This window comes from Flavobacterium sasangense DSM 21067 (genome assembly GCF_000686885.1).
Taxonomy (GTDB): domain Bacteria; phylum Bacteroidota; class Bacteroidia; order Flavobacteriales; family Flavobacteriaceae; genus Flavobacterium; species Flavobacterium sasangense.
Window position 1 is genome coordinate 1 of sequence record NZ_JMLU01000016.1, and the last position, 16,326, is coordinate 16,326.

General features: G+C 30.4%; 9 protein-coding genes, 1 tRNA gene and 1 pseudogene. 4 read left to right on the top strand and 7 right to left on the bottom strand.

What is annotated here, in order from left to right; genetic code table 11:
- Window positions 1–175: pseudogene (locus BP92_RS16060) on the bottom strand (IS982 family transposase); the annotation flags it as partial.
- A 45-nt stretch (window positions 176–220) separates the two neighbouring features.
- Between BP92_RS16060 and BP92_RS0109260 the strand changes: the two are divergent.
- The 4 genes from BP92_RS0109260 to BP92_RS0109275 are packed head-to-tail and all read left to right on the top strand — an operon-like array spanning window position 221 to window position 10,776.
- Window positions 221–1,492 carry a hypothetical protein gene (locus BP92_RS0109260; protein WP_026725807.1) on the top strand — a complete coding sequence of 424 codons (1,272 nt, stop codon included), beginning with the start codon at window positions 221–223 and terminating at the stop codon, window positions 1,490–1,492.
- Window positions 1,493–1,502: 10 nt separating this feature from the next.
- The gene (locus tag BP92_RS0109265; protein ID WP_026725808.1) at window positions 1,503–7,988 is read left to right on the top strand and encodes a hypothetical protein; all 6,486 of its coding nucleotides are present in this window, start codon (window positions 1,503–1,505) and stop codon (window positions 7,986–7,988) included.
- 19 nt (window positions 7,989–8,007) lie between these two features.
- The gene (locus BP92_RS0109270; RefSeq protein WP_026725809.1) at window positions 8,008–8,931 is read left to right on the top strand and encodes a hypothetical protein; all 924 of its coding nucleotides are present in this window, start codon (window positions 8,008–8,010) and stop codon (window positions 8,929–8,931) included.
- Window positions 8,932–8,973: 42 nt separating this feature from the next.
- The gene (locus tag BP92_RS0109275; protein ID WP_026725810.1) at window positions 8,974–10,776 is read left to right on the top strand and encodes an ATP-dependent nuclease; all 1,803 of its coding nucleotides are present in this window, start codon (window positions 8,974–8,976) and stop codon (window positions 10,774–10,776) included.
- A gap of 91 nt (window positions 10,777–10,867) precedes the next feature.
- Here the strand turns inward: BP92_RS0109275 and BP92_RS0109280 are convergent, their stop codons facing one another.
- The 6 genes from BP92_RS0109280 to porX form a co-directional block, all read right to left on the bottom strand.
- Window positions 10,868–12,106 (bottom strand): site-specific integrase, encoded by a 1,239-nt coding sequence (locus BP92_RS0109280; protein ID WP_026725811.1) that lies wholly within the window; start codon window positions 12,104–12,106, stop codon window positions 10,868–10,870.
- 272 nt (window positions 12,107–12,378) lie between these two features.
- Window positions 12,379–12,453: transfer RNA gene (locus tag BP92_RS0109285), tRNA-Val, on the bottom strand.
- 83 nt (window positions 12,454–12,536) lie between these two features.
- Complete coding sequence (locus BP92_RS0109290) at window positions 12,537–12,923, bottom strand: DUF4258 domain-containing protein (protein WP_026725812.1); 387 nt, start codon at window positions 12,921–12,923, stop codon at window positions 12,537–12,539.
- Window positions 12,924–12,982: 59 nt separating this feature from the next.
- Window positions 12,983–14,179, bottom strand: a complete 1,197-nt coding sequence (locus BP92_RS0109295) for an alanine dehydrogenase (RefSeq protein WP_026725813.1) — start codon at window positions 14,177–14,179, stop codon at window positions 12,983–12,985.
- Between the two features lie 101 nt (window positions 14,180–14,280).
- On the bottom strand, window positions 14,281–14,694 hold the full coding sequence (tsaE, locus tag BP92_RS0109300; RefSeq protein WP_026725814.1) for a tRNA (adenosine(37)-N6)-threonylcarbamoyltransferase complex ATPase subunit type 1 TsaE: 414 nt from the start codon (window positions 14,692–14,694) through the stop codon (window positions 14,281–14,283).
- Between the two features lie 48 nt (window positions 14,695–14,742).
- Entirely contained in the window at window positions 14,743–16,296 is a 1,554-nt protein-coding gene (porX, locus tag BP92_RS0109305; RefSeq protein ID WP_026725815.1) for a T9SS response regulator signal transducer PorX, read from the bottom strand.
- Window positions 16,297–16,326 lie beyond the last annotated feature (30 nt).

Genomic DNA, 16,326 nt, shown 5'->3' on the forward strand with positions numbered 1-16,326 from the left:
TGAAAAGTGAATTTTCGCTGTCTATTGACATAAATTCTGCTGTCAAACTCAAGGCAACTACTTCTATGTCAGACATTTTTGGCTTTCTGCCAATTCCTGATTTAAAATCCAACTCAAAATTCAAAGAACTTATAACTTCTAATACTCTAAAATAATTTTTAACTATATTTGTCATAAATGTTGGTTGTTTTGCGACTTCAAGATACTGATTTTCAGTATCTTGACCAACATTTTTTCAATTTATTTTACTTCAAATAATTTCACCCAACGGGTTATTGATTATAATCGATCTTATCCAAATGCTGATGGTAATTTATTGAGTGCTAAACCTTTGTTTTATGATGACCAGGTGTCAATGATAAACGGAAAAATTGCTAGTACCACACAAATTCAGTTGTTCTTTAGTAAAGCGTATGCTACTCATTTTTTCCATAAATGGGAGCCTTATAAAAATGCACCTTCTAGCGATAATAGTTTAGCAGGAAGACTTAAAATTGTGATTAAAGATCCAGTAGAGGATATTACAATTGTTAATCCTCCATATCTCGATTATAATCCTAGTGATAATGAATATACGCACATTCCGCAGACTGAAGAAGTATGGAATCCTGAGGAAAATCCTCAAGTTCCATTTGCTATTGACCATTATTTTAACTTAATGGAAGCACCAAACTGTATGGGGGAAGTTATTATTACTAAACCAGCATCTGAATATGTTACTATATTTCCGAAGCATTTAAAACCAAATAAGCTGTACACAGCTATTGTAAATAATTTGTTTGATGTAAATCATAATGGTAATTTCGATACAGTAGCCGCTATTGATGAAACCCGAGAAGTTCACAAGTTTGTTTTTAAAACTTCACGTTACAAAGACTTTAAAGAGCAGGTTGAAAGTTATTTCTTAGAAAGAGAATTTGAAGGCAATTTGGTACAGAGAGATGCTATTTTCAATTTAGAAAAACCATTTACTCAAGCTGAAATTGATGCCAGTTATACTACTATTTGGAATTGGAATAATATAATAAATCAACAGGCTTTGACTGGATTTACACCAGAAATAATTGAAACTTTAACAAATGATTATCAACACCCATTTGATAGAGTATTTGAAGGTATTTTAGGTTTGAAACCTTTAAATGAGGCTGTTTCAACTGAGGTCAATGTTATAAAGGATACTAATACCGGTTCTATTATAGCTTTAATTGTGAGAAATCCTGAACCATTTAATAATCCTAAGTTTAGACAAGAAGTTATAAAAGATACTATTGAAGTAATGACAGAAGGAAATATTAATAGTTCTTATATGGTTCTATTTTCTAAAGATCACTCACAAGTTATTATTATGAATTCTGCAAAAAATATAATTGAAAACATTAGCCTGAAATTTAAATATAAGGTCTACAGAGATATTTTACCAGGTGATGATGTTGTGCTCAATTACCCAGTTATGACTGAAGTTATAATACCCGTTGATTTATTAAATAATTAATTAGAAAAGTATGTCATTTTTAAAAAAATATACAAAATCTGAAAACAACACCTATATTAATTCTAAAAAGATAGGTCAAGCAATTTATAGTATTGGATTCAATGATAACAAATGTGGAATCATTACTAAAACAGATATAGAAGGTGAAATAATCTGGGAGAAAAGGTACAGTAACATCAAAGGTTGTTTTCAGTTTATAAATATAATAGCTTGTTCAAATAGTGATTTTCTAGTTCTTGCAGTTGATAGCCTTTCGGCTAATTCCGCTTTGATTAGAATAAATAGCAACGGAGATTTTATTTGGGAAAAAAGATTTCAACAAGGAACTTTAAATGAGGATTGGTATCAAAACCAGAAGCTCATAAATGTTGGTAATGAGATCTATTTTTTAATGTTAAATACAATTCAGGATCAAACTGGGGTCAATGAAACGACAATTTATAAAATAGGTGCTACGGGATCAATTATTAGCCAAAAAAATATAAATTCTTCTGAAGGTGAATTTTATTTTGGAGAAATAACATCTTATGCAAATAAGTTGTCACTATATGGTGGTTTTAAATCTAATACTACACAACTTATAGATAAAGGAGTTTTATTGGAACTGGATTTTAATTTATCTCCATTAAATATATATGAGTCTGATATTATATTGAAGAATGTTAAGTTTATTAATCAAGAATATATTATTTCAGGTCTTTTAGAGAATCAATTTCCAGTTTTTATAAAACACTCTACTCTATATCCTAATAATAATTTATCAAAGGTAATATTATCAAGTCAAAATTCCCCTCAATTTAAATCAAACCGAAATTTTATTTATTTAGAAAGTTGTAGTAGAACCAAAAGTATTATAACTAAAATTGATAATAATTTAGATGTAATATGGACTAAAAGATTTGAATACCCTTTAACACAGCCAGCTTGGGGCATAATAAAACAGGTTACTAATGATGATACTCTGTTGTTAAATTTTGGAATGGATCAAAATGAGATTAATATAATGTGCATTGGAAAATTAGATCTTGATATTAATAGTTGTAAGACATTTGATGAAACACCATTAAGCATTGATCCAAAAGGATTTTTTATTAAAGATTCTAAAATTAATTATTCAATTATAAATAGTAATTATTCTTTAAGCACGAGTAATTTAAACGTAGAAAATCTTAATTCTGTGATTGAAGACATTTGTTCAAGCTTTGACCCACAGTGTATCAAAGACGAAAAAATATGTGCTGAATATAATAAATTACTTGAAGTTTTTACTAATTGTATTGAAGCAGTTAAAATTAAAAATCCTGATTTTGCCAAAAATTTAATTGTATTCAAAGAATGCTTTAAGAAATTTTCAGAGTTTTTTAATCAAATAAATATTAATTACCCCCATTTTAATCTAGTTAAAAATTTGCAATTTCAAATTAATGCAATTCATGATTTTATTGATTACAAAGACGGCAAAGAGATAGATAAATATTATTTAGAAGCATTAAGTGCTGTTGAGTTTATTTTAGAATATTTATCACAATTAGGTAACTGTAATTGTGAGAATGTTTTTGATTTATCAGATTATTCTTCTATTCAATCCGGGTATTTATATCTGCAATCTGCTGGTTCATTGGGAGATGATAGCACAAAAGGGATTCATTTGCGTTGGGCATTACGAGATGTATTATCTAACCATTTACCAAAAGCTAATTATGCTACTACAACGCATAATTTTAATAAAAGTGATGATTTTGTAAAAATTTATAGATCTAAATATGTTTCCTATCAAACTATTTTAGATTTCAACAATATTCCTTTACAAGTTAATGAAATTGGTAGTCAAAGAAATTGGATTTATGAGGTTAATGGAAAAATTTTCCATGTTCATTTTAAAGATATTAGTAAATATAATCTCGTTAGAGCAACTATTAATCCTGCTACAGAACCTTTAATTTTTGTTAAAAATTATGGTGATAGTATTATTGAAGTTGAAACTAAAACTGAAATAAGCTTTAAAATTTCTCCAAAATTTCAAATTTTAAATAGTACAAATTCTGTTAAAACAGAATTGCTTTCCGTGTCGGAGAATAAAATTACTTCTCCAAAATCAGCCTCATTAAGAAAAAAATATGCTGCTGATGAACTAAATGAAAAACCATTACTCTCGGAAAACATCAGAAGTATTCGATTTAGTAGTACTGGTTCACATATTGAGTTATTATCATTTGAATTCTATTCAGATATTATTATTAACACGAAAAAGCAAAATAAATGGAATTTTCTTGGGAAGTACGCTTTAACCAAAGAAACTAATGTAGCGTACCAACGATTAGAGCCTGAAGCAAATTGTCTGGTAAATTGGCTAAGATATAATGATCAGGCATATGTTAATGTTTCAAATTATCACACACGTTGGAATTCGAATAGTATTCCAGAACTTGAGCGAATTCATACTTCTGTTGAAAAGTATATTGAGTTGAGTGATGCATTTAATAATCCTACAGCTGTAGAAATATTCCCTTTTGAAAATTATGCAGATGTTGAGGCATGTAGTCAAACCTATCCTGATAGTGACGAACCTGAATATGATCCTTACATTCCAGAACAATCTACAGAAAATTCAGGAATTGAAATTCCTTTTCTTGAAGTTTTAAAGTTAGGCTCTTTGGATTACCATGTTGCAAGAATGTTAGGATTAGGCACATTAGATTTAAACCCATTGGTGTTTGATGGTGAATATGTTTATCTTTCTGAATATACTACTTTTGGTGATTTGAATGATGGTTTGGGAGCTAGACAAGTACAGCATTTGTATTGTTCTTTACCTACATCTTTGAATGATCAACGTTTACCTGTTCCAATTGATTTAAAAGAACCTATTCCAGGTATATTTTTTAATAATGGTTATGATGATTCTGAAGTGGAAGAAGGAGAAGAAGAATTTACGGATTCTGAATCAATTAATTTAGTCACACAAGATGGGTATTCTCCTGATGGAAAGACTAAATATTACTCTCTTTTCCCTGAATATGCTATTGATGAATTAGCTGATGCACCATTTTACTATATAAGTAATGAATTTGTAGCTTGTGAAACTACAGATCCTGTTTTTGCGGGATTACAGTATAGAAAAGCAGGAGAAATAAATTGGATCAAACCTGAACTATCTTATAATCCACAATATTTTAATATCGATACTAGTGGCATTGCTATAGAATTAACCAATGAAACAGTTGAGTTAGTAATACCTGAACAGGGCAAGCCTATATTTACTCATGCTGTAAGAGAAAGTGGTTTTTTAGATTATTCTTCTTATGGAATTAACTGGTTTAGTAGAGCTACACCAAGTAATCTTGTTCACACAGTAGAAACTATTATTTCTCCAAAAAATGAATTATTGCCACCAACAAATGTAACAGCAACCCTAATTCAAAAAGAGCTTCCGTTATTGTTAAGTACATCAGATGAGCAATTTTTATTCGGTGAAAATCCCAATCAGGATAAATCTTTAGTTCGTTTAACTTTTGAATACAATCATGCTCAGGAATTGATAGATTATCACCAGAAAATAAATGGAGAAACTATTCCTAATTATTATGAAACTGATAACGGTAAAGAATTATTTGCTGAAAAAATTCAAATTTTCTTTAGAAATCAAGTGCCTAATAGTGTTTCTGGTAAGGTAAGTTTTGTAGGGAGTAATAGTAATCCTTTGCTAATAGAAGTTGATACAGCACCATATCCAATATATAGTTCAGGTATTGATGATAGTATTATTCCTCAAACTGTACCACCTACATATAATGAAACTTTAATTCCTATTATACCTAATGGAACAGAAAGTAATTATATAGGTAGTGTAATGCTAGTTGATAATGTTGAATATGTTATTCATGAAGTAGATAATACAGAAACTTACCCAAAGTTTATAGTTTTTAAAGCTGATGCAAGTGGAGCAATTTTGAATTTAAGTACTGTATCAAATCCAGAAACTGAAATTTTAGTTCCTGAAGTTGGTAGCTTGTTTATGATTGTAGAAAATATGCAAAATCCTTCTATTTGGGGACAACCAAATAATACAGGGTTTAGTGTGAATATTGACCACACTTTAGTACATAGAGAAGATGAGCTTATAATTAAAAATATTGATTGTACTACTGAAACTCATGTACAAAAGTTTAGAGGAATTTATCAAAATGCAACAATAGAAAAAGTTTTAGAAAAAGTTGATGAAGACGGAGATGGTGAATATGATACTGACGCAAATGATGATTTTATACTCAAACATTTAGGGCTATATAAAATTACTTTTCCAGGATTTAAACTGCCGCAACATTCACAATATTATTTAGAAAGTAATCCGGGGACTAATTCAGTTGAGTGGTATAATGGGGTAGTTAGGTTACATACATTAAGTGATGTAAATGAGCCAAGAAAGGAATTTAAAGTAATTAGAACAGAAAATATTGGTTCAACAGCTAATGACTTAGTTCTTTATATTGAGGATTTAACTTTTCCAAGCGATTTAAGTGATTTAGATACATATAAATGGAAGTTAATGGATAATGAAGTTAATTCAATTAGCCAAATGACAAATTATTATCCTGGTTATAAAGTCTATTTGTATAAAGATGATAATTTAGGATTGAATGAAGACAATGTTTTACCTCAAGGAGATGATGAGGTACGTTATACTGTTTTTGGCTTAAGAAGTTGGGATTTTCCTAATGAGTTTCAGTATGATAATACAGATAATTTCTTTTCTAAAATGTCAGTTCCAGCATTGATGTTTGCTAATGCTGTAATGGAACCTATTCAACCGCAGAAGCCAACTGGGGGTATGTATGCTACACGTCCAGATTATTTCGGAAAATCATCTTATACTTTTAATACAAAATATGGGACACCAGAACAAATTCACAAGCCATATTCAGTTCAGTTTAATAGAGCTAGTGATATACAATTCTTATCAGCTATTTATAATAAAGATGTTTTAGGTTATGATGAAGAGACGGGGTTGCCCGTATTAAATACGGTTCAGAATGTAATGCAAAATATTTTTCTAAATGGAGAAGAAGATTTTTATGTTGATAGATGGAATGATTTATTGAGTTTTAATTACCCTTCAGGCAACTTTGCTACTTTTGAAGATAGAACATTACCATTACCTGATAATCCTGCTTTTATAGAAAGTATTAATGTTTTTATTGATGCACATAATTTGTATTACAATAATTTACCAACTCAGGTAGGACATATTTCTGTTCCTATTTTAAATCTTAATGAGACTGTTATCCCTGAAGTACTTTTACCTAATGGGGATGTTAGAAATACTGAACTGAAGATTAAAGATTTTTTAAAAGATGTATTATTAAATTGTTTTGTCCCATTAACTGAGATTCCTGTTTTATATAATTTTGTAAAACCAATTCCTTATAAACCAATTCCAAAGAAACAAGTTATTAGAGACCGTAACGGGAATTTGATAAAACCAACACTCGATCCTGAGTCAAATTTTGATATGGCACCTATGATGTGTCGTATTGATCCAGTAGGACAGCAATTTGAATCTCAATTTACAGATTATGGATTAGATGGCGCTTCTAATGCAAAATATTTTTATGCTGTAAGAGAAATTAATAATCAAATGAAGACCAGTGATTATAGTGAAATACTTGGACCAATTAGTTTGGTAAACACAGCACCACCTATTGCACCTGAGATTATTAAAGTAATTCCAGTTTTAGAAAACAGAATTTTAGGAATTACTCCATCGGTACAATTACAAATTAATGCTTATCCTAAAGCTCAAAATATAGCTAAAGTTTCAATTTATAGGGCAGATAATCCATCTGATGCTTTATCAATAAGAACGATGAAATTAGTAAGGGTTCTCGATTTAGAAGTTGAAAATTTATTAGATGAAAGTAAATGGATTTTTGAGGACGATTTTTCCGATTTGTCCGAAATACCATTTGGAGATCCTTTATTTTACAGGTTAACAGTTTCTAGAAGAATTCGTTATAATGATAAGGAATTAGTAAATGTAGTTGATTATGCGCCTTCAGAAGCTTCAAAATTGATTATTACTAATGTTGTTGAGAACTATAGCCCAATTTCTCCAGTTTTAGATTATTATTCAGAGCCTTTAAATTCTAATAATGAATTATCAACGATTGTACTTCATTGGGAAAAAACTTGTTATAAAGGTAAGTATCATTTATACAAAATGAATTCACAAGGTAATTGGGTAAAAATACATGAACTGCAAACAAATAATCAGAATAATTATTTACCATTGGCGCATACAAACTTACAGTCAGGTACTTTATCAATTATGAATGATGAAAATAATTCTATATACCATCATTTTAAAATAATTACTGAAAATACAGCTGGCATGATGAGTAATGAGGAGCGTATTTTAACAATACATAATGAAGTAAACTGGCAAGACATTGGAGGAATAGGAGAAATGATTGTAGGAGGAACATTTTATATAAGATAATCAACAAAAAAAATAAATTATGGCAACAAAAAATAGAGGAATATTAAAATCCTTTTTTGAAACTGGTAAAAGACCTATTCAAGAAGAGTTTGAAAATTTAATTGATAGTCAACTTAATATTGAAGAAGATAAAGCATCTGAAGCAGATGCTCAAAATGATCAGATTGATAATAAATACTTAACACCTAAAACGGTTAAGAAAAGTATTGAAACTTTTGCAACAGTAAAAAAAGTGAACAATATCACTCCAGATTCAAATGGAAATATTGTAGTTACTAATGTTAGTGGAACTGCTTCATCAATAACGGGTACCATATCTAAAAATCAGGTAACCGGATTAGAGAATGATTTAAACAATAAGCAAAATGTTTTAGTAAGCGGAACTAATGTTAAAACTATTAATGGACAATCTATTGTTGGCAGTGGTGATTTATCTGTTTCTGGACCAGTAAAATTGATTGGTGTATTATCTTCAAATTTTACTTTGTCTAATTCAAATACTTCACAAAATGCGTTTCCTCCTTCTAGTGACGCATATACTTTAACTGCAAATAAAACTTATTTTTTTAAAGGAAAGTTTTTAATAACAAATGGTTCAATTAGTCATACTACAGCTATGGGTTGGGTTGCAACTACTGGATTGAATATAACTTCGATGGAATACGTTGTTCAAATTTTTTCATCTGCATTAAATGGCATCTCTACGTCATCTTCTGTACAAGTTAGCGGTGTTGCAAATAAAGTTTTAAATGCAACTAGTAGTGCAGTAACAACCACAATTGAATTTGAAGGAGTATTGCGATGTACTACAGGTGGTGTTTTAACTCCTCAATTAGCATTTTCTGCAGCACCTGGAGGTACAAATCAAATGAAAGTGGGAAGTTTTATTGAGTTTACAGAGATAGGTTCTGATACTGTTCAAACGGTTGGAACTGTTAATTAAGTAATCCTAATTTTAGATATATTGTTACAACGTTAAAACAAAATGAAAATACACTCTTTAAAAATTTCTGGATATAAAAGATTAAAAGATGTAACTATTCAATTTGGTGATGCAACTTTTTTAATTGGTCAAAATAATTGTGGAAAAAGCTCAATAATTAAAGCAATTGAAATCTTATTATCTGCAAAAAAACAACTATCAACATCTGATTATTATTCTATATTAGATGAAGAGACAAGCGAAGTAAAAGTTGATACTACTACTATTATATTGGAAGCTGAATTTAGGAATCTACCAGAAGAAGCTAAAACATGGCGAGGTTTTAAAGGAAGAATTTTTACTTATGACGTGGAAGAAGATTCAGAGAATAGTGGATTATCAGTCACATATAGAAAGACCTATGAATTAGGCAAAGATGTTATAATTGAATTTAAATCTAAAGTTAGAACAGTAAAACCAGAGTTTATAAATTGTAAAAAACCTCAAGACTATGTTGATAGTGGATTACCATTAGAGGTCATTAGTGAGTATTTTGATGATTTAGAAACTAATGTAGGAAAATCAAAAGTAGCATTTGAAAAATTAGAATTGATTGATGAAATTTGGGATATTTCTGATGATGAAATTTGGTTTCAAAATCCTGGAGGAATTCCTGGTAATGTTTTAAAAATGTTACCAAGATTTTTATTAATTCCAGTTGATTTAGGGATTCATGAAATTCAAGGTTCAGGAAATGGAGTTTTAAGTTCTACTTTAGGTGAGTTATTTCAAACAGTCAGAGAAAATTCTGTAAATTTTAAAAACGCACAGGTTCATTTAGATAATTTAGCTAAAGAATTAGACCCGCAAGATGAAAATTCAGAATTTGGTAAAATGATGGAAGAATTAAATGGAGTTCTATCAACCGTTTTTCCAGATTCAAAACTACATGCATCTACAAGTTTAAGTGATCCATCAAATTTAAAACCTAGTTTTCTTGTTGAAATGTCAAGTAATATTAAAACTAGTGTTGAAAATCAAGGAACAGGAATGGTTAGAGCTACTGTATTTGGTATGCTTAGATATAGACAACAATGGCTGTCAAGAAAAGAAGACGAACATTCTCGTTCTTTAATAATATGCTTTGAAGAGCCAGAAACTTATTTACATCCAAGTGCAGCTAATCAAATGCGAGAGGCTATATATGAATTAAGTTCAAGTTCATCTCAAATTATTGCTTCCACACATTCACCTTATATAATTGATTTATCACGTAAACCTAAACAGGTATTGAATAGACTTTATAATTCGGGAAATCATGTAGAATGTAATACCTTCAGTGTAACAGATAAATTTAAAGATTTACAAGAAAATGATAAATCTTATGTTAAGATGATTTTGAAAATTGATAATTATGTATCTCGAATATTTTTCACAAAAAAAGTTGTTATTATTGAAGGAGATACAGAAGATATTTTAATTAAAGAATCAATAAAAAGGTTAGAAAAATCAAAATATTTTAAGATACTTTCTGATTTTGAAATTATTAAAGCGAGAGGTAAAGCTTCAATTATAAGTTTGGTTAAATATTTAACTTCAATGGGGATTGATCCTATTGTTGTTCATGATAGAGATTCTAATGAGCCAAATGCTGAAAAATATAATGAACCAATTGCAAATGCTCTAGGTAGTAATGGGAAAGTTGTTATGATGAATAATAATGTTGAAGATGAGTTAGGATATATTGCGACATATGAAAAACCATTTAAAGCTTATAAAAAGACCTTAGAGTGGGGTGAAAACTGGGAAGATTTACCCGAAAATTGGAGAAATAAATTGATTGAAATATTTGGAGATTATATTTAAAATTAAAGAGCTACTTTTTGTATCAATGTTTAATTTAAATGAATCATCTGATAAAAAAAGTAACTCTTTTTTAAAATTAGGTATAATTTCATTAAGAGACTTTATTTGATAATTTGTGTATTGAAAATTTCTCCTTTAAAACTTTCATATCATCACTTACCTTACTATCTAATACTTTAGCATAATGTTGGGTTGTGTGTAGGTTTTTATGACCAAGCATTTTGCTAACGGTTTCGATTGGAACACCATTAGTTAATGTTACAGAAGTGGCAAAAGTATGTCTGGCCATGTGAAAAGTTATTTCTTTCGGAATATCACATAAATCACCAATTTCTTTTAAATAAGCATTCATTTTTTGGTTTGTTAAGATTGGTAAAATAGTGTCTTCATTTAAACATTTTGGATGACTTTCGTATTTATTAATTATTTCTTGGGCAATAGGTAATACTGGTATTTTTGATTTTGTATCTGTTTTTTGACGGTTTTTGAAAATCCATTTTTCGCCATCAATGCCTATACCAATATGATCCTTTTTCAATCCTTTTACATCAATGTAGGCTAAACCAGTGTAGCATGAAAAAATGAAAATATCTCTAACTAGTTGTAGTCTTTCTGATGAAATTTTCTTGTTGTAGATTTTCAACAATTCCTCTTCAGTCAAAAAGTCTCTTTCAACTTCTTTCATTTTACCTTCATATCGAGTAGTAGGGTCTTTATCTAACCAATCATTATCCAGGCATATCTTAATGATTTTTCTAAAATTTCTAACATATTTGACAGATGTATTGTTGTTGCATTTTTTTACACTTCTTAAATAAAATTCAAACTCGGTTACAAAGGCATAGTCGATTTTATTGATGCTTATATCATTCATGTTATATTTCCAAATGATAAACTCCTGCAAGTGTTTTAATGAGATTTTAAATCGTTCTAAGGTGCCGTAAGCATAACCGTTTCCAATGAGGTCTTCAATTTTATCATTATGGCTCTGATAGATTGGAATGATCATTCGCTCACGTTCTTGTGCTCCGGTTAGCTTTGATTTAAAATTTTCAATTGTCAAATCTTCATTCTTGTGAAGCAATTCCATCTGAATATCAAAAACTTTAGATTTCATTAAATCAAGATAATTATTTATTGTTCTAGCTTCTTCTGAATTACCTTTCATTTTTGATTGTTCTGCGGACCATTTTGATTTATCAATGAATTTCTTGGTGCTGAATTCAAAACGTTCTCCGTTTACAGTTAGCCTGAAATAAATTGGCAATTGACCGTTTTTGTTAGCTTTTGAAGTTTTTGCATAAATATGCACAGTAATTTTTGCTTTCATGGTGGTGACCTTTTAATTAGTATTCAATTTAATTTTTAAACTTTTAGTAAACAAGATGTACACTTTTTGAACCAGTATTGAACTGGTTGTTAGTACGGTGTTTACAGTGCTTTAGAGAATTTAGCGAGACCCAAAATTGTAAAATTTTTTAGGGTCTCGATTTTGTCCCTTTAGCATTAAGATTGAATGAATATTTTGGTATATGTCCCAAAGCAAAAAGCCGATAAATCATAAGATTTATCGGCTTTTGAAACCATTTGTTTTTAAATGTGTGGGCGATGAGGGGTTCGAACCCCCGACCCCCTCGGTGTAAACGAGGTGCTCTGAACCAGCTGAGCTAATCGCCCCAATAAAGTGCTTTACTATTATCGTATTGCGAGTGCAAATATACAAGGAATATTTGTTTTTGCAAGTGTTTCGATAAAAAAAATTACTTTTTTTCTATCTTTTCTAATAAGACTTTGTTGGTATAATTGACCATTGTAATCGTAATCTCTTCATTTTTAGAAGTTCTACCTTCAATAACGTAAATTTTACCTTTTCTGTAAGCTTCATTACTTTTTGAAAAATCTACATCACCATAGCTTAAACTTTGACGGATATCTTCTAAAGTAACCCATTTTGCATCTAACGATTGTTTTGCTAAAGAATCAATTTCTAATGATTTGCTTCTTAAATCTTTTAAAACACGGCAATTAGGCAAGTAACAAAACTCAACTCCTTTGTCATCGGCTTTTGCTTTTAAAAACCACATAACAAAAACTCCTCCTAAAAATATGCCAAATAAATAGTATGCTAAACGAAATTGAAACTTCATAAATTATAATTTTGTGCAAATTTAGTCTAAATTACACACATAGTTGCTAGATTTTAACTTTAAAAAACAATCAAATTGATATCACGATATTCTAAATTAAACCAATCTGCAATCGCTTTATTGGTTAATAAGCCGTGATAGCTGTAAATTCCGTTTTTCAAACCTCTATTGCAGCGGATAGCACTTTCAATTCCGCCATCATCTGCAATGTGTAATAGGAAAGGAGAAATAATATTGCTAATTGACATAGATGCCGTTTTAGAATAACGTGAAGGAATGTTAGGAACACAATAATGAATTACACCATTTTTAATAAAGGTAGGTTTTTCATGCGTAGTTACCTCGGAAGTTTCAAAACAACCACCTGTATCGATACTTACATCCACAATAACTGCACCTTTTTTCATGTGTTCTACCATGGTTTCTGTTACCACAACTGGAGCTCTGTTTTTCCCTTTCATGGCGCCAATAGCAACATCACATCGTCTTAACGCTTTTAAAAGTGATTTTTCTTGAATGGTTGAAGTGAAAATTCTTTGATTTAAGGTATTTTGTAAACGTCGTAATTTTGTAATCGAATTATCGAAGACTTTTACATGAGCTCCCAATCCTAAAGCGGTTCTAGCAGCATATTCTCCAACAGTTCCAGCTCCAATGATGACAACTTTTGTTGGTGGAACTCCTGTAATGTTTCCAAAAAGTAAACCTTTTCCGATGTTCTCACCAATCATTAATTCGGAAGCAACTAAAATAGAAGCTGTTCCTGCAATTTCAGATAATGATTTTACTGCAGGATATGAACCATCTTCGTCTTTTATGAATTCAAATGCTAAAGCTGTTATTCTTTTGGCTGCTAAAGCTTCAAAATATTCTTTTTTCTGAGTTTTTAATTGAATCGCTGAAATCACAATGGTTTGTGGATTCATCATTTCAATTTCAGTAAGAGTAGGTGGCTCTACTTTCAAAATCATTGGACAACCCAATACTTTTTTGGTGTCTTGTGTGATTTCGGCACCAGCATCGCTGTATTCTTTGTCGGTATAACTTGAAGTTTCTCCAGCTCCTGATTCTAACATTACGCGATGTCCGTGCGAAACTAATGAAGAAACCGCATCAGGCGTTAAGCAAATTCTTCTTTCTTGATAGGATGTTTCTTTTGGAATTCCTATGAATAATTCGCTTTTATGACGCGCTACTTCAAGTTTTTCTTCTTGTGGAAGCAATTGCGAAGCTGAAAAAGGAGTGTATATCGACATTACTTTTGATTTTGAGGTTCTAAATTAGGAATTATTTTAGACTTGGGAAATAGATTCACAAAAAAAGAGAATAGAAGTTGATTTTCTATTCTCTTTCGTATTTAATTTTTGAGCGTTAGTTCACGTTTACCATTTGGTAAAATTTTTATCGAAATACTCGCATGGTCAATCGGGATTAAGTTTGGCGTTTTTTCTGGCCATTCGATAAAGCACCAATTATCAGAATAGAAATATTCGTCTAATCCCATATCATAACCTTCTTCTTCCGAATTTAAACGATATAAATCAAAGTGATACACCGTTTCGCCTTCAAAAGTTCTGTATTCGTTTACTAAAGAAAATGTTGGGCTGCTTGAATTATCTTTTACGCCCAACTCTTTGACCAATTCTTTAATCAAAGTCGTTTTTCCAGCGCCCATTTGCGCATGAAACGTGATGATTTTCTTTAACGAAGGTGTAGCAAGAATCTGTTTTGCAATGGCATTTATTTCTTCTAAACTGTAAATTACGGTCATACTAAATTTTGCTTTTACTGAACACTTTTGACTGAATACTGAACACTTTTACCTCGGCTCTAAAACTAAGAATGGAATTACCATTTCTTCTAACGAAATTCCTCCGTGTTGATAGGTGTTTCGGTAATAACTCACATAATGATTGTAGTTATTTACGTAAGCCAAAAATAAATCGTTTTTCGCAAAAATAAAAGAGCTACTCATGTTTAGTGCTGGTAATCCAATTTTCTTTGGATCTTTCACCGCATAAACGTCTTTGTCTTCATAAGTTAAACTTCTTCCTGTTTTATAGCGAAGATTTAAACTCGTGTTTTTATCACCAATAACTTTCGACGGATTTTTACAATTGATAGTTCCGTGGTCGGTAGTTATAATCAATTTAAAACCAAGTTGTTGTGCTTGTTGAATCATGTCCAAAAGCGGAGAATTCTTGAACCAACTTGCCGTTAAAGAACGATACGCTTTATCGTTTGAAGCTAATTCTTTCACTACATCCATTTCGGTTTTAGCGTGCGATAACATATCTACGAAATTATAAACTATCGTAGTTAAATCGTTATTTTTTAGTGATTTGAAGTTGTCAGCTAATTTTTTTCCCGAAGAAAAATTCGTAATCTTATAATATTCTTGTTTGATGTTTAATCCTAAACGTTTTAATTGTTCCGTTAAAAATTCACCTTCAAATAGATTTTTTCCACCTTCATCAGGATCGTTTTTCCAATATTGTGGAAATTTCTTTTCCATGTCCAAAGGCGTTAATCCAGAAAATATCGCATTACGAGCATATTGTGTTGCCGTTGGTAGAATAGAGAAGTAGCTCACTTCTTTTTCTAATTTGTAGTGATTGTTTACTACACTTTCAAACGCTTTCCATTGGTCGTAACGTAAGTTATCAATAACAACGAATAAAATGGGTTTGTCTTTTTTACGGATTTCAGGTGCTACTAATTCACCAAAAATTTCATGAGAAAGTATTGGTTTATCTGCTTTTGGTTGGAACCAATCTTCGTAGTTACGTTCGATGAATTTTCCAAATTGCACATTCGCTTCTATTTTTTGACTTTCTAAGATTTCTACCATGCTTTGGTCTTCTATGTTTTCTAACTCAAGTTCCCAAAACAACAGTTTTTTGTACAATTCGACCCAGTCTTCATAGGTACGAACCATTGCCATATCCATCGCAATTTTTCGGAATTCTTTCTGATAATCTAAAGTTGTTTTTTCAGAAATCAATCGCGAATGGTCTAAATTCTTCTTTAAACTCAATAAAATCTGATTTGGATTAACCGGTTTTATCAAATAATCGGCAATTTTAGAACCGATGGCTTCTTCCATAATGTATTCTTCCTCACTTTTGGTAATCATAATCACCGGAACCGAAGATTTCTTTTCTTTTAATTCAGATAAAGTTTCTAAACCGCTTAAACCTGGCATATTTTCATCTAAAAAAACAATATCGAAATTATTTTCTTCGAACAAATCGATAGCGTCTTGTCCGTTATTGCAAGTGGTTACATGATAGTTTTTCTTTTCTAAAAACAAGATATGGGGTTTTAATAAATCAATTTCATCATCTACCCAAAGTATTTTTATCTGACTCATATTTCTTAATTTGTGTGCAAGTTACTACTT

Coding starts and splice junctions, on each gene's coding strand:
- BP92_RS0109265 (WP_026725808.1), top strand. CDS start 1,503: ATGTCATTTTTAAAAAAATATACAAAATCTGAAAACAACACCTATATT.
- BP92_RS0109270 (WP_026725809.1), top strand. CDS start 8,008: ATGGCAACAAAAAATAGAGGAATATTAAAATCCTTTTTTGAAACTGGT.
- BP92_RS0109275 (WP_026725810.1), top strand. CDS start 8,974: ATGAAAATACACTCTTTAAAAATTTCTGGATATAAAAGATTAAAAGAT.
- BP92_RS0109280 (WP_026725811.1), bottom strand. CDS start 12,106: ATGAAAGCAAAAATTACTGTGCATATTTATGCAAAAACTTCAAAAGCT.
- BP92_RS0109290 (WP_026725812.1), bottom strand. CDS start 12,923: ATGAAGTTTCAATTTCGTTTAGCATACTATTTATTTGGCATATTTTTA.
- BP92_RS0109295 (WP_026725813.1), bottom strand. CDS start 14,179: ATGTCGATATACACTCCTTTTTCAGCTTCGCAATTGCTTCCACAAGAA.
- tsaE (WP_026725814.1), bottom strand. CDS start 14,694: ATGACCGTAATTTACAGTTTAGAAGAAATAAATGCCATTGCAAAACAG.
- porX (WP_026725815.1), bottom strand. CDS start 16,296: ATGAGTCAGATAAAAATACTTTGGGTAGATGATGAAATTGATTTATTA.